This window comes from Anaerotignum lactatifermentans, assembly GCF_014982935.1.
In the GTDB taxonomy this organism is placed as follows: Bacteria; Bacillota; Clostridia; order Lachnospirales; family Anaerotignaceae; genus Anaerotignum; species Anaerotignum lactatifermentans.
Genome location: NZ_JADCKK010000038.1, coordinates 1 through 22,739 on the forward strand (window position 1 = coordinate 1; position 22,739 = coordinate 22,739).

The 22,739-nt window shown below is 44.0% G+C and carries 20 protein-coding genes, 2 rRNA genes, 1 pseudogene and 1 other annotated feature; of the genes and pseudogenes, 21 read left to right on the top strand and 2 right to left on the bottom strand.

The genetic code is table 11. The features are described from left to right. From INF29_RS09725 to INF29_RS09740, 4 genes are all read left to right on the top strand, one after another. Positions 1-206, top strand: a 23S ribosomal RNA gene (locus INF29_RS09725); the annotation flags it as partial. A gap of 178 nt (positions 207-384) precedes the next feature. Continuing rightward, positions 385-502, top strand: a 5S ribosomal RNA gene (gene rrf / locus INF29_RS09730). A gap of 121 nt (positions 503-623) precedes the next feature. Further along, on the top strand, positions 624-1,055 hold the full coding sequence (locus INF29_RS09735; RefSeq protein ID WP_193486331.1) for a YrvL family regulatory protein: 432 nt from the start codon (positions 624-626) through the stop codon (positions 1,053-1,055). Between the two features lie 97 nt (positions 1,056-1,152). Beyond that, positions 1,153-3,312, top strand: a complete 2,160-nt coding sequence (locus INF29_RS09740) for an ATP-dependent helicase (RefSeq protein WP_193486334.1) — start codon at positions 1,153-1,155, stop codon at positions 3,310-3,312. An 88-nt stretch (positions 3,313-3,400) separates the two neighbouring features. Here INF29_RS09740 and INF29_RS09745 read toward each other — a convergent pair whose 3' ends face one another. Next, positions 3,401-3,589, bottom strand: a complete 189-nt coding sequence (locus tag INF29_RS09745) for a ribbon-helix-helix protein, CopG family (RefSeq protein ID WP_022253968.1) — start codon at positions 3,587-3,589, stop codon at positions 3,401-3,403. Between the two features lie 340 nt (positions 3,590-3,929). Continuing rightward, positions 3,930-4,823 (bottom strand): DegV family protein, encoded by an 894-nt coding sequence (locus INF29_RS09750; protein ID WP_191344387.1) that lies wholly within the window; start codon positions 4,821-4,823, stop codon positions 3,930-3,932. Between the two features lie 396 nt (positions 4,824-5,219). On the opposite strand from INF29_RS09750, the gene INF29_RS09755 reads away from it, so the two are divergent. The 17 genes and pseudogenes from INF29_RS09755 (at position 5,220) to INF29_RS09830 (ending at position 22,572) form a co-directional block, all read left to right on the top strand. Continuing rightward, positions 5,220-6,302 (top strand): PIN/TRAM domain-containing protein, encoded by a 1,083-nt coding sequence (locus INF29_RS09755; RefSeq protein ID WP_072848738.1) that lies wholly within the window; start codon positions 5,220-5,222, stop codon positions 6,300-6,302. Positions 6,303-6,394: 92 nt separating this feature from the next. Next, positions 6,395-7,036: pseudogene (gene ispD, locus INF29_RS15505) on the top strand (2-C-methyl-D-erythritol 4-phosphate cytidylyltransferase); the annotation flags it as partial. Positions 7,037-7,108: 72 nt separating this feature from the next. Beyond that, entirely contained in the window at positions 7,109-7,618 is a 510-nt protein-coding gene (rnhA, locus tag INF29_RS15510) for a ribonuclease HI (protein WP_072848778.1), read from the top strand. A gap of 140 nt (positions 7,619-7,758) precedes the next feature. Further along, positions 7,759-7,959 (top strand): cold-shock protein, encoded by a 201-nt coding sequence (locus INF29_RS09765; protein WP_022253973.1) that lies wholly within the window; start codon positions 7,759-7,761, stop codon positions 7,957-7,959. 220 nt (positions 7,960-8,179) lie between these two features. Further along, positions 8,180-10,009, top strand: a complete 1,830-nt coding sequence (gene typA / locus INF29_RS09770; protein WP_072848736.1) for a translational GTPase TypA — start codon at positions 8,180-8,182, stop codon at positions 10,007-10,009. A gap of 29 nt (positions 10,010-10,038) precedes the next feature. Then, positions 10,039-11,670: a putative polysaccharide biosynthesis protein gene (locus tag INF29_RS09775; RefSeq protein WP_193486336.1), complete on the top strand. Its 1,632-nt coding sequence runs from the start codon at positions 10,039-10,041 to the stop codon at positions 11,668-11,670. A 139-nt stretch (positions 11,671-11,809) separates the two neighbouring features. Then, the gene (gene uvrC / locus INF29_RS09780) at positions 11,810-13,696 is read left to right on the top strand and encodes an excinuclease ABC subunit UvrC (RefSeq protein WP_193486339.1); all 1,887 of its coding nucleotides are present in this window, start codon (positions 11,810-11,812) and stop codon (positions 13,694-13,696) included. Positions 13,697-13,709: 13 nt separating this feature from the next. Next, entirely contained in the window at positions 13,710-14,642 is a 933-nt protein-coding gene (gene hprK / locus INF29_RS09785; protein ID WP_087989063.1) for an HPr(Ser) kinase/phosphatase, read from the top strand. Positions 14,643-14,645: 3 nt separating this feature from the next. Next, entirely contained in the window at positions 14,646-15,557 is a 912-nt protein-coding gene (gene murB / locus INF29_RS09790) for a UDP-N-acetylmuramate dehydrogenase (protein WP_087989062.1), read from the top strand. A 27-nt stretch (positions 15,558-15,584) separates the two neighbouring features. After that, a complete protein-coding gene (gene rapZ / locus INF29_RS09795) occupies positions 15,585-16,457 on the top strand; it encodes an RNase adapter RapZ (RefSeq protein ID WP_072848712.1) in 873 nt (290 codons plus the stop codon). 48 nt (positions 16,458-16,505) lie between these two features. Continuing rightward, positions 16,506-17,459, top strand: coding sequence for a DNA-binding protein WhiA (gene whiA / locus INF29_RS09800; protein WP_191344389.1), 954 nt, complete (start codon positions 16,506-16,508; stop codon positions 17,457-17,459). Beyond that, the gene (locus INF29_RS09805; RefSeq protein ID WP_072848709.1) at positions 17,456-17,698 is read left to right on the top strand and encodes an HPr family phosphocarrier protein; all 243 of its coding nucleotides are present in this window, start codon (positions 17,456-17,458) and stop codon (positions 17,696-17,698) included. The genes whiA and INF29_RS09805 overlap by 4 nt, the downstream gene beginning before the upstream one ends. Positions 17,699-17,922: 224 nt before the next feature. After that, entirely contained in the window at positions 17,923-18,411 is a 489-nt protein-coding gene (locus INF29_RS09810) for a QueT transporter family protein (protein WP_193486341.1), read from the top strand. Positions 18,412-18,515: 104 nt separating this feature from the next. Continuing rightward, complete coding sequence (locus INF29_RS09815; protein WP_072848707.1) at positions 18,516-19,460, top strand: hypothetical protein; 945 nt, start codon at positions 18,516-18,518, stop codon at positions 19,458-19,460. A 57-nt stretch (positions 19,461-19,517) separates the two neighbouring features. Further along, positions 19,518-19,758 (top strand) — a binding site (T-box leader). A gap of 139 nt (positions 19,759-19,897) precedes the next feature. Next, the gene (locus tag INF29_RS09820) at positions 19,898-20,884 is read left to right on the top strand and encodes an ABC transporter substrate-binding protein (protein ID WP_072848705.1); all 987 of its coding nucleotides are present in this window, start codon (positions 19,898-19,900) and stop codon (positions 20,882-20,884) included. A gap of 40 nt (positions 20,885-20,924) precedes the next feature. Next, positions 20,925-21,806 (top strand): ABC transporter permease, encoded by an 882-nt coding sequence (locus INF29_RS09825; protein WP_193486343.1) that lies wholly within the window; start codon positions 20,925-20,927, stop codon positions 21,804-21,806. Then, complete coding sequence (locus INF29_RS09830; RefSeq protein WP_072848703.1) at positions 21,799-22,572, top strand: ABC transporter ATP-binding protein; 774 nt, start codon at positions 21,799-21,801, stop codon at positions 22,570-22,572. The genes INF29_RS09825 and INF29_RS09830 overlap by 8 nt, the downstream gene beginning before the upstream one ends. Positions 22,573-22,739: the final 167 nt, after the last annotated feature.

The following is a 22,739-nucleotide window of genomic DNA, read 5'->3' on the forward strand; positions in this document are numbered from 1 at the left end:
CCGGTTGCAGACCAACTGCACAGCCGGGTAGCTATGTATGGAACGGATAAACGCTGAAGGCATCTAAGCGTGAAGCCGCCCTCAAGATAAGATTTCCCATTCTTCGGAAGTAAGATCCCTTAAAGATCATGAGGTAGATAGGTTGGAGGTGTAAGCACAGTAATGTGTTCAGCTGACCAATACTAATAGATCGAGGGCTTGACCTAATAAAAAGATTTTATGAAATGAGGTTGTTTCTTTTCCTACAGAAAAGACCACTAACCTCACCTGATACAAATCATCTCTGACACCTACGGTGTTAGGTCGAAGATTTGTAAGCATCAGGTGACTCGTTAACGGATTGTATTCAGTTTTGAAGGTGTAGATCTTCAAGAATTACATATTTCCGGTGATGATGCGCTCAGGGGACACACCCGTTCCCATTCCGAACACGACGGTTAAGACCTGAGCGGTCGATGGTACTTGGTGGGAAGCTGCCTGGGAGAGTAGATGGTCGCCGGAATCCAGTGAAGAACTTCAAAGTGATTTGAAGTTCTTTTTTTATATTTTATTTGACGGAAAAATCCATTTGTGATAGAATTGTGCGCATCGACTCAATTTGTCAAAAGAAAGAAGATGCGTTTATGAAGAAAATGAAATCCCTTTTGGGGTCTATGCTTGGATATGGTTTCCTTTTTGGAATTGTTTTGTTGATTGTGTTTGTGCTAGCCTGTTTTGGCGGCGTGATCATGCACTTTTTTGGGTTTTATTATGAATCCGTTTGGAAACTGATGCTCTTTTTTATCTTTTCCGGATTGGTTGGGCTGCCTTTGGAATTGCTTGCAAAAGGGATACCAAAAGCACTTTTGGCATTTAATAAAATTTCTGCTGGTTTTGCCAGAGGGATATTTTTCATTTTAGATGTGTTGTCGACAATGGTATCTATGATTTTGGTAGACTATTTTATGGAAAGTGTTTCTGCTACATTGCGGTCTGTGGTTGTGATTGCGGTGATTATTGCGATTTTTTCTGTCAAAGATATTGGAAGAACTAAAAAAGAAAATACAGGGCTGTAAGAAGAGAATCTTACAGTTCTTTTTTTATGGTCAAAACATTGAAGAATTTATAGGCAGACTGTATACTAGAAGAAATCATTGGAAAGGGGAGACCAATATGGAGGACGTTTTACAGGGGCTCAATGCAGCGCAATATGAGTCAGTTACCACAACGGAGGGAATGGTACGTGTCATAGCCGGAGCTGGTTCCGGGAAAACCCGTGCCTTATCTCGGCGTTTTGCCTATCTGGTCAATGATATTGGAATTTTGCCGGGGAATATCCTCTGTGTGACCTTTACCAATAAATCCGCCAATGAAATGCGTCAGAGAATCCATCTGCTGACAGGGGACAATGATACAGGATATATCAATACGTTCCATGGCTTCTGCGTTTCTGTATTACAGGAGGACAGTTATGCGGTGCAATATCCCAAGAGTTTTCTGGTGCTGGACCATGCAGATATTGATGCTATGCTGAAAATCATTTATGAAGAACGCGGTTTGACCCTGCGCAATATGACGTTCAGTAAAGCCAGAGATATGATTGAGATGCGAAAGTTGACAAAGGAACCGTTGTATTATCTGGATTTGATTCAGATGTCTTTGGAAGAGTTGCAGGAAAAATATAGAACAGCTGTAGAAACCAACGATATTATTTTTTATGGCTATCTTTATCAGCAGAAAAAATGTTTTGGACTGGATTATGATGATCTGATTATTTTTACCCTCTATATTTTTGAGCAGAATGAGGAAATACGAGAAAAATGGCAGAAACGGCTGGAATACATTATGATTGATGAGTTCCAGGATATTGACAAACTGCAATATCGTTTGATGGAAGTGCTTTGTGGGTATCATAAAAACTTATTTATTGTAGGAGATCCAGATCAGACCATTTATACATGGCGTGGCGCCGATGTGAAGTTTTTATTGGATTTTGACAAGCATTTTCCCAGTGTAAAAACCATTATGATGATGGAAAATTATCGTTCTACGCCGGAAATCCTTTCTGTGGCAAATTCGCTCATAGCTAAAAATAAAAACCGTATGCAGAAAGATTTACTGCCGACCCTTCCCGGCGGAAAGCCTGTCTTTTGTCATCATGGAAAAACAGCGGAAGAAGAAGCGATGTGGATGGCGAAGAAAATAGAGGAATTGCATGAGGATGGCGTTCCTTACAGAGATATTACCATTTTATATCGTGCCCATTATCTGACCAGAACCGTTGAGGAGGTCTTTCTCAAGGAAAAAATTCCCTATACCATTTACAGCGGCATCCAGTTTTTTGGGCGGATGGAAATCAAAGATGCCCTTTCTTATTTACGTATGCTGGCATATAAGGATGATTTGTCCTTTGCAAGGGTTGCCAATGTCCCCAAACGGAATTTAGGGGAACGTCGTATGGCGTTTTTGCGGGAATATGCGGAGCAGAACCAATGCAGTTTATACGATGCTTTGCAGAAGAATCTGGATCATGAAATGATGAAAGGGACGAAGGCAGCGAGCTTTGTTTCTTTGATTGAAAACCTGGCATCCAATGCGTCAGAAAGGCCCGTTTCAGAAGTTTTATCAGAGATTCTGGACTTGAGTGGATATGAAAAAATGCTGCGCACAGAAGGCAGTCAGGAGCGTTTGGACAATCTGGCAGAATTAAAGCAGTCTGTTTATGAATATGAAACCACTTGCGGAGAGGAAGCCACATTGGAGCATTATTTGACCCATGTGGCATTGTTTACTAACAACGATGTAGAAAGCGGAAAAGATCAGGTACGTATGATGACGGTGCATTCTGCAAAAGGTCTGGAGTTTCCTTATGTTTTTTTGTGTGGCATGAATGAAGGGATTTTCCCTTCCAGAAAAACAAACACAAAACAGGCAATGGAAGAAGAACGGCGTCTGGCTTTTGTAGCAGTTACCAGAGCGAAAAAGGGACTGTTCCTGTCAGAAGCAGAGGGACGGAACTTTGATGGTTCTATGCGGTATCCTTCCCGTTTTTTGCTGGATATTGATGAAAAGTATCTAACTCATACGGAACCTCTGGCGAAAGATAGGTATGCTGAGGCACGTCGTTATATAGATGGAAAAGAGAAATACTTGGAGGAACAGGAAAAAGGTGCAAGTTTCATTTCAGGAGATCGGATACAACATCCTATTTTCGGAAAAGGGACGATACTAGAGGTGGATATGGAACGAGGGGCATATTTGATCCGTTTTGATGAGATGCAAACCTTCAGAAGCATTTCTATCCGGGCAAAATTGGAAAAAATTGACTTTTAGTGCATATATAATAGGAAAATTAGAAAATAATTTACTAAAACATTTCCTAATGAGATTTACGAAAACAAAAAAGAGGCAGAGAAATATATTATTCCTCTACCTCTAATTTCGTTAAGGCATATTCGATACATAAAAGAATCAGTTCGTTTCTGGTACGTCCAGTGTTATTTGCTGCATGATCCAGTTTTTTCACGATTTCCATGGGAAGTCTTGCAGAAACAACGGATGTTTCGCCATAGTTCTTTTTCACTTTTACAACAAATTTTTCTTTTTCCATAAAATTCACCTCATATGTAAGCAATTCAAATTCTGTACTAATATTATATTACAATGGTAAACAGGTTTTGAAAAGAGGTAAAAACTTAAGAAATTTTACGAAAAGTAAGGAAAATTATTCTGATGTATTTTTTTGTAAACTTTGCAACTCTATACAAAATTACCGTATTTCCTAGCAAAACACTTTGTGTTTTTGGTGTATTTATACTGTGATCGAAAAAACAATTAAGAAAAATTAAAGATGCTGGGAATTGTGTAAAAAAAATCATCGATTCTTTCCTAGAAACATACAAAAAATCCCCCTTTTTCATAGAATCAAAAGGGGGATTTTGTTGTGCAATTTATAAAGAATAGCATTCATATCGTTTTGCAATACAAATACCTGTGGTGCCAGGACCTGTGTGAGAGGCGATGGTAGCGCCAATCTGAAGGGGAGATACCAGCTCCAATTGCGGCAGTTCTGCTTTGAGCAATGCTTCTGTAGGAGCAATTTCTTCCGTTACATCTGTGGTACCAACCATGGCAATGTAATCAGCTGGATTTTCACCGGATTTCTGGAAATGCTCAGCTGTCAGTTTTACCAGTTCTGCAATGCCTTTTTTACGGCTGCGGGTAGCACCGCCCACGTGGATTTCTCCATCCCGCAATACGATGATAGGCTTGATTTTCAAAATATTACTGGATAATGCGGCAATTTTGCCGATTCTGCCGCCATGCTGCAAATGGGTCAGACCACCAATCATAAATATGATACGGGTATCTTTTTTTGCTTGTTCCAAATAGGAAACGACTTCTTCTAGGGATTTTCCCTCCTGCTGCATTCGTGCTGCTTCCATTAGAAGCAATGCCTGAGAGCCGGTGGCATTGTGACTGTCTACAATATGTATTTTGGCATTAGGAAATTCTTCCTCCAACATGAGTTTTGCCGTCAGTGCAGACTGCATGGAGCCGCTGAGGGTATGGGTAATATGCAGGCTGAGGATGTCTTTTCCCGCTTCAAGTGCAGGTGTAAAAGCCTCCACAAAGTCGTGGACAGAAGGCAGAGAAGTTTTCGGAAATCCTTTTTCCTCTATCAAATGGTGATAGAAATGGTCCAAAGTCACTTCTTTTAATTCCTTTAAATATGTTTTTCCGTCAAAAGAGACATAGAAGGGGACAGTGGAAATTTGATAAGCGTTTTGTGCCTCGAGAGTCAAATCACAGGCACCGTCACTAAAAATTTGAAATGAATGCATGAAGTCCGTCCTTTCCTTGTATGGATATCAATACTAGCTGTTATTACTATAGCAGAAGAAAACAGGAAGTGCAATAGACAATAACGGATAATCTAGTATAAAAAACTATATCGATGGAAAACAGCGGAAAATTTGGGATTTTCCGTACAGCGATGTATTTTTTGTCGAGTGAGGAAAGATGATTCATATAATAATTTCATAAAAATACCAAGGGATACCTTGTCAAACCATAAAAAAGTTGATAAACTTTGATTACGGTAAAGCGATGATGAAAATTTCAAATGATGCCATAGGCAAAACGTGCGACAGAGGGAATTTTCTTTGAACGGATCAGGAACGTGCCCTCTGTATTTTTATCATAGGCTGCCGAATTTGGTGCAATAGGAGGTGAGAGAGATGAAACGACTGTTAAAAATCATTATCAGCTTGTTGGTTACGGCGGCAATGTTTGCCATTGTACACTTGGTGCTGCAGCTGAATGTATTCCATTTCAGCAGCCCGAACCGTTTTGTGGCGTATTTGCCGGCAGGAGTGGCAATTTTATTCGGACTCATATTTTATTTTATTATCTCGTCGTCAGTGACAGATCTGCTGATGAAGCGTTTATCCCAGACAGAGGAAAAACTTTCCAGAATGAATGTAAAGGAACTGGTCTTTTCCGTTTTTGGCTGCCTGATCGGTTTGGTCATTGCCAACCTGATTGGTTTGGCCTTCAGCGGCTTTGGTCCTATGGGCACATTCATTGTGGTTCTGCTGAATATCCTGCTTGGTGTGCTGGGGTTCCGCGTGGCGAGAAAGAAAAAAGATGAGGTCAACGTGACAAATCTGCAGCGTATTTTGATGCAGCAGAATCCCATGAAGCAGGAAAGTGAAATCTATGGCAGACCAAAGATTCTGGACACCAGTGTGATCATTGATGGCAGAATCATGGACTTGCTCCAGACTGGTTTTATTGAAGGAAAAATCATCATTCCTGATTTTGTGCTGGAAGAACTGCGCCACATCGCTGACTCTGCTGATGGTCTGAAACGAAACAGAGGACGCAGGGGTCTGGATATTTTGAATGAAATTCAAAAACAGCTGATGGTTCCTGTAGAAATTCAGGAATTTACCACATCTCAGCCTATGGAAGTGGATTCCATGCTGCTGAAAATGGCAGAAAGTTTGGATGCTTTTGTAGTAACCAATGATTTTAACCTGAATAAAGTAGCGGAATTTCAGGGGGTTCGTGTCCTGAACATCAACGAATTGGCAAATGCCATCAAGCCTGTGGTGCTTCCAGGGGAAGAAATGCAGGTGACTATCATCAAAGCAGGCAAAGAACCTGGACAGGGTGTTGCGTATTTGAATGACGGTACTATGATCGTTGTAGATGGCGGCAATAAATTCATTGGGGAAACCAAGAATGTTATGGTGACCAGTGTATTGCAGACTGCCGCAGGCAGAATGATCTTTACAAAAATGGTAACAGCGGCTTAAAAAAGAGAAGGGAGGCGTAAGAAGATTTGCGCCTCCTGTTTTTTGGAAGGAGAATGACCATGGGGGAAAAACTTCGCTGCACAGCCATTATTATGGCAGCAGGAAAAGGAAAACGAATGCAGACAGCAGTCAGCAAGCAGTTTTTGCCCGTTTGCGGAAAAGAAATTCTGGCATGGACAGTGGATGTTTTTGAAAAAAGTCCGTTGGTAGATAACATCCTGCTGATGGCAAGTGCAGACGGTAAGGAGGATGTGCAGCATCTTTGGGATAACTATGGCTGGAAGAAAGTTGCCGCTGTATTGGAAGGCGGTAAGGAACGGCAGAATTCTGTGGCAAATGGATTGGCAGCTGTGGAAAAAGATACGGATATTGTATTGATTCATGACGGTGTGCGTCCTTTTGTCACAGAAGAAATGATTGCAGATAGTATTGCAGCGGCACAGGCATATGGCGGCGCTGTCATTGGTGTGCCTGCAAAAGATACCATTAAAGTTTGCTCTGCTGATGGCATGGCTGTGGAAACACCGGACAGAAGTACATTGTGGCAGATTCAGACTCCCCAAACCTTTCAGCGGTCACTTATCGTCGATGCTTATGAGAAAGCGGAAAAAGATGGTTTTTTGGGAACAGACGATGCTTCTGTGGCAGAATTTGCGGGGCATCAGGTAAAGGTGGTCATGGGCAGCTATCGCAATATTAAAATCACTACCAAAGAAGATCTTGTCATTGCAGAAGCATTTTTGAAGGAGGAAAGTCTGAAGGAAAATAAGAAAGAACAGACTGCTCCAGCAGAAAAGGGAAATTCAGTGAAAAAGGAAAGTCACGAAAGAAAGGCAGAAAGCAAAGATCAGAAGAAAGTCGTGATTTATACAGATGGTGCTTGCTCTGGGAATCCAGGCGCAGGAGGATATGGCGTGGTACTTATTTATGGTGGTACCAAGAGAGAGCTATCGGAAGGGTATCGCCTGACGACCAATAACCGCATGGAGGTATTGGCGGTCATCAAAGGATTAGAAGCCTTGAAAGAACCCTGTCAGGTAACTCTTTACAGCGATTCCAAGTATGTGGTGGATGCTATCCAAAAGGGCTGGGTGACAAAATGGAAAGCCAATGGCTGGTACCGCAATAAAAAGGAAAGAGCTTCCAATGTGGATTTGTGGGAACGTTTGTTGGTTCAGCTGGAGCGCCATCAGGTCACATTCCAATGGGTGAAAGGTCATGCAGATAACCCCGGAAATGAGCGCTGTGACGAGCTGGCAAGAGGTGCCATTGCCGCAGGAAATCTGCTGGAGGACGAAAATTATCAAATGCCCTAAAATACTGGCTTTTCTTGTCGTACAATGTAATATAAATGAAAACTCTGAAGGGGAAATATAGATTGACACTCTTAGAAATATATGGTAGTATCGGGATGTAACAAATTTTTATTTTTTTTCCAAGTAGGAGGATTTCATCAATGAAAAAAGGTACAGTAAAATGGTTTAACGCAGAAAAAGGTTTCGGTTTTATTTCCGTTCCCGGCGAAGATGATGTATTCGTACATTTCTCCGCAATCCAGGCTGATGGTTACAAAACTCTGGAAGAAGGTCAGGAAGTAGAATTCGAAGTAGTACAGGGTGCAAAAGGCCCTCAGGCTGCAAACGTAGTAAAGGCTTAATCAATCTTATTTATAGTCCGTTGATGCAGTTTTGCATTGAGAAATATAATATAACATCGGTTAGTCACAAGAGCCCCGCGGTATGCCGCAGGGCTTTTTTGTGCGAAAAATCGCGGAAAATAGACATTTTTTTCCGTACATTGATTGCATCAAAACAACTGCTGTGATAGAATACTATGATGTACGTATGAAAAGTGAATGGAGATGGAGAAATTAACTTATGAAACAGAGAATTGAAAACATCAGAAATGTTGCGATTATTGCTCACGTAGACCATGGCAAAACCACATTGGTAGACCAGATGCTGCGCCAGAGCGGTATTTTCCGTTCCAATCAGGTGGTACAGGAACGTGTTATGGACAGCGGCGATATCGAAAGAGAACGCGGCATTACCATTTTGTCTAAGAATACTGCCGTTCATTACGGCGATACAAAAATCAATATCATCGATACACCGGGTCACGCGGACTTCGGCGGCGAAGTAGAACGTGTACTGAAAATGGTAGACGGTGTTGTACTGGTGGTAGACGCTTTTGAAGGTCCTATGCCCCAGACAAAATTTGTACTGCGCAAAGCATTGGAACTGAACCACCCCGTTGTGGTTTGTGTAAATAAAGTGGACAGACCGGAAGCACGTCCCGCAGATGTTGTGGACGAAGTTCTGGAACTGTTTATGGAACTGGACGCAAATGACGACCAGCTGGATTCTCCTTTTGTTTTCGCATCTGCAAGAGGCGGTTATGCTTCCGAAGATCCCGAAGCAAGAGAAGGGGATATGAAACCCCTGTTTGAAGCAATCATCAACCATATTCCTGCTCCCGAAGGCGATGTAGAAGCGCCTCTGCAGGCTTTGATCTCCACCATCGACTACAGCGAATATGTAGGCAGAATCGGTGTTGGTAAAATCGAAAACGGTACCATCCATGTCAATGATGAAGTGGTGGTATTGAACATGCATAATACAGAAACACAGAAAAAGGTTCGTATCACAAAGCTGTATGAATTTGACGGTCTGCAGCGTGTGGAAGTGAAAGAAGCAAGTGTGGGCAGCATTGTTGCACTCAGCGGTATAGAAGATATTATGATCGGCGACACCATCTGCTCTCCTTTGAAACCGGAAGCGCTGCCTTTCGTAAAAATTTCCGAACCCACCATTTCCATGACATTCTCCGTAAATGACAGTCCATTTGCGGGAACAGAAGGAAAATTCGTCACATCCCGTCATCTGCGTGACAGACTGTATAAAGAACTGAATACAGACGTCAGCCTGCGTGTAGAAGATACAGATTCCATGGATGCGCTGAAAGTATCTGGTCGTGGGGAACTGCATCTGTCTATTCTGATTGAAACACTGCGCAGAGAAGGCTATGAATTCCAGGTTTCCAAACCTGAAGTTTTGTTCCAGGAAATCGACGGTAAAAAATGTGAACCTATGGAAGCCGTTACCATTGACGTACCTGAAGAATTTGTGGGGAATGTCATCGAAAAACTGGGCGGCAGAAAAGGTGAAATGACAAACATGTATCCCGCAAAAGGCGGATACACTCGTCTGGAATTCTCCATTCCTGCTCGTGGTCTGATTGGCTACCGCAGTGAATTTATGACAGATACAAAAGGCAATGGTATCCTGAACTCCGTATTTGATGGTTATGAACCTTATAAAGGTGAAATTCCTACTCGTTCTCAGGGTTCTCTGGTTGCTTTTGAAAGCGGCGAAGCTATCACTTATGGTCTGTATAACGCCCAGGAAAGAGGCGATCTGTTCATCGGCGCCGGCGTAAAAGTTTACGAAGGTATGATCGTCGGCAGAAACGCAAGAGCAGATGACATGGATATCAACGTATGTAAGAAAAAACAGCTGACAAATACACGTTCCTCTGGTTCCGATGAGGCGCTGCGTCTGACACCGCCCATCCAGATGTCTTTGGAACAGTGCATGGAATTCATCAGCGATGATGAATTGTTGGAAGTAACACCTGTGAGCCTGCGTATGCGGAAAAGAATCCTGGACTGCAACCAGCGCAGAAAATTCAGAATTCACGGGAAATAAACCTGTTGTAATGGGATAAGAGGTGCAATATGGCGGCAAGAACGAAAGGAAAAAGTTCATTTGTAAAACAGGCAGCGATTCTGGCATCGGCAGGGATGCTGGTGCGTTTCCTGGGCTTTGTCTATCGTCTGCCCCTGACCAATATGCTGGGGGACGAAGGAAACGGCATCTATGGTATGGGGTATTATATCTATACCTTTTTGCTGATTTTGTCCTCTGCGGGTCTGCCTGCAGCCATTTCCAAGCTGGTTTCCGAGCGTTTGGCACTGCGGCAGTACCGCAATGCCCATCGGGTATTCCAGACCTCTTTGATTGTTTCTGCTTCTCTTGGCACGATCTTTGCCATTTTGATGGCACTGACAGCCAGACAGACAGCGGCACTGGTGAAAACACCGGACAGTTATTACTGTATTTTGTCCCTCTGTCCAACACTGATTATCGTTGCCATTATGTCCGTGTACCGCGGATATTTCCAAGGCATGAATACCATGGTGCCCACAGCCATTTCTCAGATTGTGGAACAGATTTTTAACGCCTTTTTCAGCGTATATCTGGCATATATCTTCTTAGGTATGTTTATTCCAGAAGGTGAAACGGAAAATATCGCATTGGGTGCAGCCGGCGGTACCATGGGTACCGGTATTGGCGCATTGGCAGGTCTGGTCATCGTGTTCATCAGCTATATGATGATTCGCCCTTATCTGCTGCGCCGAGCGAAAATCTGTCGTCAGCCTTATGAAGAAACCAGAACAGAACTGGTAAAAAGACTGATGGGTACAGCTTGGCCTATCATCGTTGGTACCGCTGTATTCAGTATGACCAACCTCATCGACATTGGTATGGTTATGCGGATTTTGACAGCTTCCGGTTACTCCGAAACAGAAGCCACCGTTTTATATGGTCAGCTTTCCGGGAAATATGTAACACTGACAACACTGCCTGTTGCCATTTCCTCATCCATTGCAACTGCGGTACTGCCCAGCATTGCGGCATCTAATCGTTTGGGTGAGCGGAAACAGGTGAACCGGAAAATGAATCTGACTATGCGTATTTCCATGATCATTTCTGTGCCTGCGGCAGTGGGTATCGGTGTTTTGGGACCTCAGATCATTGCCATGTTGTTCCCGAAGGCTTCCGATGGTGGCATTTTGCTGACAGTTGGTGCGATTTCTATTATTTTCCTGGCTTTGTGCCAGACAGCAACCGGGATTTTGCAGGGTATTGGACACATCCGAGTACCTGTTGTAGGTGCACTGTTGGGCGCAGTGATGAAAGTAATCCTCAACGCAATTTTAATCCCCATTCCTGCGTTGAATATCATCGGCGCCGTATTGTCCACTACAGGCTGTTATCTGGTGGCATCTATCTTTGACGTTTATATGCTGTCACGGATTACGAAAGTGCGTTTTGACTTCAAACGTATTTTGTTAAAACCCATCCTTGGCTCTATTGTCATGGGTATTGCCGCATTGGGTGTATACTTCGGTCTGTATCACTTTGTACCTAGCAATACCCTTTGCACATTGGTTGCCATTGTATTGGCAATCGTGGTTTATGGCTTGATTATGCTGATTATTGGCGGTATTCAGGAAGAAGATTTGCAGTCCATTCCTATGGGCGGCAGACTGATTCGTCTGAGCAAAAAATTGCATTTGATGTAAACAATGGCTCTTTTGCCGTAAGGCAAAAGGGCTTTTTTGTATATGGGTTTTGTGCTATAATAAAAGTAATTGTTTTTGTCAGAAAAAACGAAAGAAAGAAAAATATCAAGAAAAAATTTACGAAAAAAGAGGTGAGAATATGTTCGATATTGCAGAGGAATTGAAAAAACTTCCACAGAAACCCGGTGTATACCTGATGAAAAACGAAGCCGGAGAGATTATCTATGTGGGAAAAGCCATCAATCTGCGGAACCGCGTGCGGCAGTATTTCCAAAGCAGCCGGAATCATACGGCAAAGACCCGCACCATGGTGCCCCATATCAAGGAATTCGAATATATTGTCACCGATTCAGAAATGGAGGCTTTGATTCTGGAGTGTACCCTCATCAAAAAGCATAGCCCCCATTATAATATTATGCTGAAGGATGATAAGACCTATCCTTATATCAAAGTGACGGTACAGGAGGATTTTCCGAGGATTTTTGCCACACGCAGACGGGAAAAGGATAAAGCGAAATACTATGGACCCTTTACGGATGTACTGGCAATGAAAGAAACTGTGGAAACCCTCCATAAGCTGTTTCCCATTCGAAAATGCAAAAAGGTCTTTCCCAGAGATATCGGGAAAGAACGTCCTTGTCTGAATTACCATATTGGTCAATGTCTGGCACCATGCAGTGGAAATGTGACCAAAGAGGAATATGGCGCTTATGTAAAAGATGCCATGGATTTTCTGGAAGGCAGACATGATGATATCCGCAAGCGTATGGAAGCGGAAATGATGGAAGCGGCAGAAAAAATGGAGTTTGAAAAAGCCGCAGCCCTCCGGGATAAGATTATGGCTATCCAAAGTGTGGCGCAGAAACAGAAAATGGCGAATATGTCCTTGCAGGAAGCGGACGTTATTGCCTTTGTACGGGCATTTTCGCAGTGTCTGGTGCAGGTGTTCTTCATTCGGGATGGACAAATGACTGGCAGAGAGAATTTCAATTTGTCTGCACCGGAAGAACAGAGCCGCAGTGAAGTTATGACGGCTTTTGTGGAGCAGTTTTACAGCGGCACCGCCCATATTCCCAAAGAAATTATATTGCAGGAGCCTTTGACGCCAGAAGAAGCCCCCCTTTTGGAAGCATATCTGGCAGAACGCAGAGGCAGTAAAGTCACCATTACCGTGCCCATCAAAGGGGAAAAACAGAAGCTGGTGGAACTGGCTTACAAAAATGCCAATATCGTCTTTGAACAGTTTGGTGAGAAAATGAAACGGGAAGAACAGCGCACCAAAGGTGCAATGGAAGAAATCCGCCAGGCTCTTGGTCTGCCCCAGATGCTCCATCGTGTGGAAGCATACGATATTTCCAATACACAGGGTTTTGCTTCCGTTGGCTCCATGGTGGTTTTTGAGGATGGTAAGGCAAAATACAGCGATTATCGCAAGTTTAAGATTAAAACGGTGGTAGGTCCTAATGACTTTGCATCCATGCAGGAGGTCATTACTCGTCGTCTGAATCATGCCATCAGAGAAAAGTCAGAGGGCAAAAGCAGCAGTTTCACCCGTTTACCGGATTTGATTCTTATGGACGGCGGCAGAACACAAGTCCATGCAGCGGAGGAAATTTTAGCAGAATTTGGTATGGAAATCCCTGTTTGTGGTATGGTAAAAGATGACAAACACCGTACCAGAGGGCTGTTTTTTCAGGAAAAAGAAATTTCCATGCCCCTCACATCAGAAGGATTTCGTTTGGTGACAAGAATCCAAGATGAAGTCCATCGCTTTGCTATCGCCTATCATCGCAAACTGCACCAGCAGCAGTCTTTGCATTCTGCATTGGATGAAATCAAAGGCATTGGTCAGGTAAGAAGAAAAGCTTTGATGCGTCACTTTGGCTCTGTGGAAAAAATCGCGGAAGCAGAAGTGGCAGATTTGCTGGAAGTGGAAGAAATGACTATCCCTGCGGCGGAAGCGGTTTACGCTTTCTTCCGTGGAATCGACATAGAGAAAGAAAAATCGGCGGTTCAGTCAGAGTGAAAGGAGTGCGGATATGTATTCGGCATCAATCAAGAAATTTTTGGAACATTTTAATTTGGAAAATATCCTGCCGGAAATCAATTTGGATGGCAGAGTTATCAATCGTAAAGAAGTCAATCGTCCTGCTCTGCAGCTGACAGGATTTTATGAACGGTTTGATAATGACCGGGTGCAGATCATCGGTCGGGTAGAACACAGTTATCTGCTGACCCTTGACCCGGAACAGCGCAGACAGGCCATTTGCCATCTGTTTGAATATCACATTCCCTGCCTGATTATCTGTAAGAATCTGGAAGTCTTTCCGGAAATGCTGTACTATGGCAGAAAATATGGAATCCCCATTTTCCGCAGCAAAGACACCACAACCAATTTTGTGGCAGAACTGATTGCGTGGCTCCATAATGAATTGGCAGAGCGGGAAACCATCCATGGTGTGCTGCTGGATATTTATGGGGAAGGGGTTCTGATTACTGGCGACAGCGGTATCGGCAAAAGTGAAACCGCTCTGGAATTGATTAAGCGTGGACATCGTTTGATTGCCGATGATGCGGTGGAAATCAAAAAGATTGCTGATCGGACACTGGTAGGTACCTGTCCAGAACTGATTCGTTATCTCATTGAACTGAGAGGTATCGGCATCATCAACGTAAAAGAACTCTTTGGTGTCGGTGCAGTAAAACTGAAAAAGACCATTGACCTTGTGATCCGTTTGGAAATGTGGGACGGTACACCGGGGACTTATGACCGCATTGGTCTGGACGAGGAATACATTGACATTTTGGGGAATAAAGTGCTTTGTAACACTATTCCCATTCGTCCCGGCAGAAATGTCGCTGTCATTTGTGAATCGGCAGCCATCACCAACCGTCAGAAGAAGATGGGAACAAACACTGCCAAGGAACTGGAACAGCGGATTTTGGCAAGTATGCAAAAATCGGAGGAATAAACCATGATGGAAGAATTGAAGAAAAAGCTGTTGGATTTGTTGGGAGAAGAAGGTTTTCGCACAGAGGAATCCATGGCGAAACATACGACCTTCAGAACTGGCGGTCCGGCAGATTTGTTTTTGATGCCCCAGAATCGTACAGAACTAAAAGAAAGCATTGCGCTGCTGCGGGAACACAATGTGCCTTATATGGTCATTGGTAATGGCAGCAATCTGCTGATAGGTGACGGCGGCATCCGCGGTGCAGTCATCCAGCTTTATCAGCGGATGCAGCATATTTCCGTAGATGGTACAGAAATGACATTGGACTGCGGTGCATTGCTGTCAGCGGCAGCGGCACAGGCGGCAGACGCTTCTCTGGAAGGATTGGCATTTGCTTCCGGTATTCCCGGTACTTTCGGCGGTGCTGTCGTTATGAACGCAGGCGCTTACGGCGGAGAAATGAAGGACGTGCTTCTTTCCGCAGATGTGCTGACAGAAGATTTGGAAGTAAAAACAATCCCTGTGGAAGAACTGGACTTGTCCTATCGTCACAGCATTGTACCAGAAAAAGGATACATCGTGCTGGGCGGCAAATTGCAGCTGAAAAAAGGAAATGAACAGGAAATCCGGGAACGGATGGCAGAACTGGCACAGCAGCGTCGGGAAAAACAGCCCTTGCAGTATCCCAGCGCAGGCAGTACCTTCAAACGCCCCGAAGGATATTTTGCAGGAAAACTCATCAGTGATGCAGGATTGAAAGGCAAAACCATCGGCGGTGCTCAGGTTTCTGAAAAACATGCCGGTTTTATTGTCAATATCGGTGGTGCCACCACAAAAGATATTCTGGATTTGATTGCTTTCTGCCAGAAAACAGTGCAGGAGCAGTTTGGCGTAACACTGGAAACAGAAGTGAAGATTGTTGGGGAACGGTAAGAGATACGAAAGAGAGGTGTATCTTGTATGCGGTTTGTAATTGTAACAGGTATGTCGGGGGCAGGGAAAACCTCCGCACTGAAATTTTTGGAAGATATCAACTATTTTTGCGTAGATAACATGCCTCCTGCACTTTTGCCGAAGTTTGCGGAGCTTTGTTATGAACAGGACGGCGGTTTTGAGAGGGTTGCCATTGGGATTGATATCCGCGGCGGCAAGTTGTTCTATGACCTGTTTTCTGTGCTGTTTGAGATGCAGGAAAATGGTTATGATTATGAAATCCTGTTTTTGGATGCATCGGACAGCGTACTCATCAAGCGGTATAAGGAAACCAGAAGAAGTCATCCTTTGTCCAGAAGAGGTTCTATTGAAGAAGGTATTTCCAAAGAACGGGAAATGCTGCGGGAAGTGAAGGCGAAGGCAACTTATATCATCGATACCAGCAATGTTTTGACGAGAGAACTGAAAGAACAGATCAACCGTATTTTCCAGGATAATGAGAAATTTGAAAGCCTTGTGATTACCGTTTGTTCTTTTGGCTTCAAATATGGTATTCCTGCGGACAGTGATCTGGTATTTGATGTGCGGTTCCTGCCAAATCCTTACTACATCCCGGAATTGAAGGAGTTGTCTGGCAATGACAGCCCTGTCAGCGACTATGTCATGAGCTTTGCGGAAAGCCGCGAATTTCTGGACAAGCTGGTGGATATGCTGGAATTTCTGATCCCCCATTATATCAAAGAAGGTAAGAACAGTCTGGTTATCAGCATCGGCTGTACCGGCGGCAAACATCGTTCTGTAACACTGGCAAATGCCCTTTTCACAGCGTTGTGCCAGAAGGAACACACGGTGCTCCTGAAGCATAACGACGTGGAAAAAGACGCAAAGAGAAAAGGTTAAATCAAGAAGAGTGAATGTGGAGAGAAAACCATGACGGAAACTACAAATTTGTCATTTTCCTATAAGGTAAAAGAGGAGTTGTCCGCACATTTTGGGAATGCCCGCCATTGCCAAATTGCGGAATTGTCTGCCATTGTAAATATATGTGGAGGGATTGCCAGTTTTGGCAAAACTTTTTGTTTAAAAATACAAACAGAGAATTTTCTCGTCGCGAAAAAGTGCTTTACATTATTACAAAATACTTTTAATATTAGAGTTGATATATCTGTACGTTCGGGCGGTAAAAGACGACGGATTTATCTGCTCCTGATTCGCAATGCTTTCGATGCGGCACGTGTGCTTATGGCAACGGGCATTTTACATAAGGACAGAGAACAGACAGTGACTTTTGATCGGATTTATCCGCCTGTGACAGCAGCAGTCTGTTGCCGACGGGCATACCTGCGCGGTGCGTTTCTTGCATCAGGTTCCGTAAATAATCCTGAAAAGAATTATCATCTGGAATTTGTTGTAAACAGTCCGCTTCTTGCAGCTGATCTGCAGGAAATGGTCAATTCATTCGGTTTGGAAGCCAAGACCGTTACGCGTAAGGATCATGAAGTGATATATCTGAAAGAAGGCGAACAGATTGTTGACCTTTTGAATGTGATGGAAGCGCATCTGGCACTGATGGAACTGGAAAATGTCCGCATCGTGAAGGAAATGCGCAATGATATCAATCGTAAAGTAAACTGCGAAACAGCCAACTTGAATAAAGTTGTAGGAGCCGCAGTAAAGCAGCTGGAGGACATTATGTTCATTCAGAGTACCATGGGGCTGCAAAAATTACCGCCACAGCTGGCAGAACTGGCAGAGGCGCGTTTGCAATATCCAGAGAAAAGTCTGAAAGAACTGGGAAGTTGTTTGTCGGAGCCGTTAGGAAAATCCGGCGTAAATCACCGGCTGCGTAAGATCAGCGCCATCGCAGAAACTTTGAGAGAGGGTAAAGGTGAAGGAAAATGACAGAAAAGACAGTTATCATCAAATCAGCACTGGATGCAAGACAAGTAGCTTTCTTCGTACAGACAGCAGGTAAATTTCAGAGCGATATTAAAATTGCCATTGACAACAAAAAAGTAAGTGCAAAAAGCATTATGGGCATCATTGCTCTGGAAATGGCAGAAGGTCAGCGCGCAAATATCCTGGCAGAAGGCAGTGACGAAGAAGCAGCTGTAAACGAATTGGCAGCAGCATTATCTTAATTCGGAATTATTTCATTATTATTGATTCTACAAAAGAGCATTTGAGAACTTATAGAAAGCAGCACTTGTGGAATACACAGGTGCTGCGTTTTTATTGCGATCCTGCGGGATTTCGTGTATAATATATAAGCTGCTTTGGCAGAAAAAAACATAGTGTGATGAGATGTTCCTTGCGAAGGACGAAAGTCCCACCATCTCAAAAATAAAAAACAGGGGGTTTTTTTATGCAAAAAAATGGAAGTAAAACAAGAATGTTGGCATATACGGCGCTGGTAGCGGCAGTGTATGCGGTGTTGACAGTAGGGGTTGCGCCCTTAAGCTACGGTATGATTCAGATTCGTTTTTCCGAAATATTGGCGCTGTTGGCTTTTGTGGACAAACGGTATGCACCTGGCTTGATTCTGGGCTGTTTCATTGCAAACTGCTTCAGTCCGCTGGGCATGGTGGATGCAGTCTTCGGTACTTGTTGTACCGCAGCAACGCTCTATGGCATCACCCATTTCAGCAAAAACTTGTTTATCGCAAGCCTTTGGCCTGTATTCTGCAACGCTTTTCTGGGCGTGGAATACTATCTGCTGCAAAACGCACCGCTGTTCTTGACAGCAGGCACCATTGCGCTTGGTGAATTTCTGGCAGTATCCTGTGTGGGATATGTGATCTTCCGTCAGGTAATGAAAAATGGACACTTGGTCAGCCAACTGAAAATTGGATAAAAAGAAAAGGGATAGACCTGAAAGAGGTGTATCCCTTTTTTGATGGAAATAGAATGGTCTTTTTTTACCTCCTTCCGGCATAAGGTGAAGGGGGAGGGGTGGATATGAAACGAAAAAAACTGGTGTTGGCAGTTTCTGCGGCAGTACTTTTGGGCGGATATACCGTAGGTATTTTTGGACAGACAGAGGGGGATTTGACCCAGAAACAGATAGATAATCCCAATACATTGGAAAATAAAGAAGAAATTGCCAGAAGCGTGCTGGAATCCACAGGGCGCAGCAGACAGTATGACTTGCGGGATCTGGGAGATGTAACGGTGTATCTGGGAAGCGATGTGACGGGAAATCCACAGGATGCCATCGTTACCGTAAGTTTTGGTCCAAAAAACACTGTTGTGGCAGCTTATACTGCTGACGGAAATGTTTATGAGTATACAGGCGATTTGGGGGATTTTTACGGTGTGCAGAATATCCGCTTTGTCCCTGTGCCGGAACTGAAAAAGGAGATTGTCATTGTGCGGGAACAGGTGAATCAGTCCTTGGGTTCTTTTGAACAGTCAGATATTTTGCGAGGCTATGTTTTTGATGGGAAAGAGTATCAGGATGTGCTGAATACACCCCAGAAAATCGAATCCAGCTGGAATAACCTGTGGAATAAAGGGGAATTACAGGAGCCAAGTCTGTGGCGGCGTGTGACGGAGGAAACAGAAAGCAAATGGACTGGCGGAGAGGAACCCTCCCTTACCATCACCCGTTACCAGAGTTATCTGGAATCTGATGACAAAGGAGAAGGGGAAGTGCCGGCAGATGATACGTTCCAAGAAAAAGACAGCCGCGTCGTGGTAGAACGCTTTTTCTGGTCAGATGAATGGAACCGTTTTATTTTGGATGAAGCAGTGGAAGTAGCCACAGGTCAGCCTGTAGCCATTATTGAAAATTTAGCGTCTTCGCCTTATTTGCTGGCAGATTTGCCGGATTTCAAGGATTACCGCATTGTGCGAAAAGACGGAACAACGGCTTATGTGGATGCGGAGGAGCTGAAATTTTAATCTGGAAAAGGTATTGACAAATAGGGTTGGAGTGTTATAATAACACTATCGAAAAAAGGAAAACCTGTGATTAAGAGGAGTAGTTTTACAGACTGCACTTTCAGAGAGTCGTGGATGGTGGGAAAACGACAGTCAGCGTAAAATGAATGGACTTATGAGGGCGGACGAAAGCGCAAGCGAGTAGTAACCGACGGGAACCGCGCCCGTTACCCTGGCGGACTGCATGAATGTGCAGGCAAAGTGGATGGAATCTCATCAATTTGGGTGGTACCGCAGGATAACCAGTCTTGTCCCATAGAAATATGGCGACAGGACTTTTTTTATTGCCGGGAGGGATTGATATGAATCAGACAGGAAGACGATGGCGCAGCCATTGACAAGGTACAAAGATAAAGAGATAACCCAATATTTTGATTTGATTAAAGGAGAGATTACTTATGAAAAAAATGATGGCTTTGGCAATGGCAGCAGTAATGACAATGGCAGCGCTCACAGGCTGCGGCGGCAGTGGCAGCGGTGACAGCGCAAACGGCGATGTACCTGTAATCGGTATTTCTCAGTATGGGCAGCATGCTTCTTTGGATAACTGCCGTGAAGGCTTCCTGCTTGGTCTGGAAGAAAGCGGTTTGGTAGAAGGTGTAGACTATGTGATTGATTATCAGAACGCAGGTTTCGATGATACCATCGCACAGCAGATCGCTCAGAACTTCTCTGCAAACAACGTAGCGCTCATGTGTGGTATCGCAACAAACTCCGCAACAGCTTGCTATGCAGCGGCAGAAGATAAAAACATTCCCGTTATTTTCACAGCAATTACAGACCCTGTGAAAGCAAAACTGGACAGCGGCAATATCACTGGTACCAGCGATAAACTTCCCATCGAAGAACAGCTGAAACTGATTCGTGCCCTGCAGCCCGATGCAAAAACAATTGGTATCCTTTACACCACAAGCGAACCCAACTCTGTTTCCGCAGTGGAAGAATATCAGGCAAAAGCTCCTGAATATGGTTTTACCATCGAAGCCATTGGCGTTATGCAGCAGTCCGAAGTTCTGCAGGCAGCAGATACTATGATTTCTAAAGGCGTTGACTGCATGACAAACCTGACAGATAACAACGTGGTAGGCGTTCTGCCCTCCATTCTGGAAAAAACAAATGATGCAGGCATCCCTGTATATGGCAGTGAAATCGAACAGGTAAAAATTGGCTGTATCGCATCCGCAGGTATTGAATATGTAGCACTGGGCAAGAGAACAGGCGAAATGGCAGCGAAAATTCTGAAAGGCGAAGCAACAGCAGAAGAAATGCCTTACGAAACCATTACTGATTCTGAAATCTACTATAATCCTGATGTACTGACAGCTATGGGTCTGACATTACCCGAAGATATCGCAGCGGAAGCTATTGACGTAACCGCTGAATAAGAAATAGCAAGAGAGAGGGTTTTCTGTTATGAATGCAATGATGGAATTATGTATCAGCACGTTGACACAGGGCTTTATCTATGCCCTGTTGTCCTACGGCGTATATATCACCTATAAAATTTTGGATTTTCCCGACCTGACTGTAGATGGCAGCTTTCCTCTGGGGGCAGCTGTGACAGCTGTGATGCTGGTCAAAGGCGTGAATCCTTTTGTGACACTGTTAGCAGCTCTTTTCATTGGTGCTGTAGCAGGGTTTGTGACAGGCTTTATCCATGTAAAACTGGGTGTAAGAGACCTGCTGGCAGGTATCATCACCATGACAGCATTGTTCTCCATCAACCTTCAGATTGCAGGTTCTAACCTGGCAATTGAACGGAGTATTGATACTATTTTCACTTCCGGTCCCATTATGGCAATCATGGGCAGTAGCTCCCTGATTTATCGGAAATTTGTGGTGGCTCTGGTTCTGGCAGTGGTAGTGAAACTGATTCTGGATTGGTATTTGAAAACAAAAAGTGGTCTTTTGCTTCGTGCCGTTGGGGATAACGCAACACTGGTTACAACATTGGCAAAAGATAAAGGCAATGTAAAACTTCTTGGTCTGGTCATTGCCAACGCATTGGTTGCCCTTTCCGGTGCAGTTGTTTGTCAGGAACAGCGTGCATTCTCCAGCACCATGGGTACTGGTCAGGTGGTATTCGGTCTGGCAGCAGTTATCATCGGTACAACACTGTTCCGCAAACTCAGCTTCTTTAAGGCAACAACAGCAGTGCTCATCGGCAGTGTGTTCTATAAGGCTTGTATTCAGGTTGCCATCAGTCTGGGGCTGCCCGCAAACCTGCTGAAACTGGCAACAGCAGTATTGTTCCTGGTGGTTCTGGTACTGGGCAACAAACAGAAAGGCGGCGAAGATCGTGCTTGAACTGAAACATATCAAAAAAGTATATAATCCGGGTACAGTTACAGAAATGTGCCTGTTTGACGATTTTAATCTGACTGTAAAAGACGGGGAATTTGTTTCCATCGTTGGCAGTAACGGCAGCGGCAAAACTTCTATGCTGAACATTATCTGCGGCACCATCCCCATCGAAGGGGGACAGGTTCTCATTGGCGGCAAGGATATTTCCAAAATGAAGGACTTCCAGAGATATCGTACCATCGGTCGTGTGTATCAGAATCCTTCCATGGGTACATGCCCTAATCTGACTATGCTGGAAAATATGTCTTTGGCAGATCATAAAGGCAAACATTTTGGTCTGGGCTTTGGCATCAATAAAGCAAGGGAAAATTATTACAGAGAACAGCTTTCCATTCTGGGACTGGGGCTGGAAGATAAAATGCATGTAAAACTTGGTGCATTGTCCGGTGGTCAGCGTCAGGCAGCATCCCTGATTATGTCCACATTGACACCCATCGAATTTCTGATTCTGGACGAACACACAGCAGCGCTGGACCCGAAAACAGCGGAAATCATTATGGAATTGACCCATAAGGTTGTGGAAGAAAAGAAGCTGACAGCCATGATGGTTACCCATAACCTGCGCTATGCGGTAGAATATGGCAGCCGTCTGATTATGATGGACAAAGGCGGCATTGTTATGGACAAAGCTGATGAAGAGAAGAAAAATACAAATATCGACGATATTCTGGATGTATTTACTTCCATCAGTATTGAATGCGGCAACTAAACAGAAAATAAAGAACGCTGGAATTTTGATTCCAGCGTTCTTATTGGTGAATCCAATAAAAACCCCCGGCTATGCCGGGGGAATCAGTGAGCTTCAGCTTCAAGCAAAAACCTCCTATGCTATAATTATCTTGAGTCCGCCAAGACACAAGAAAGCATAGGAGGTTT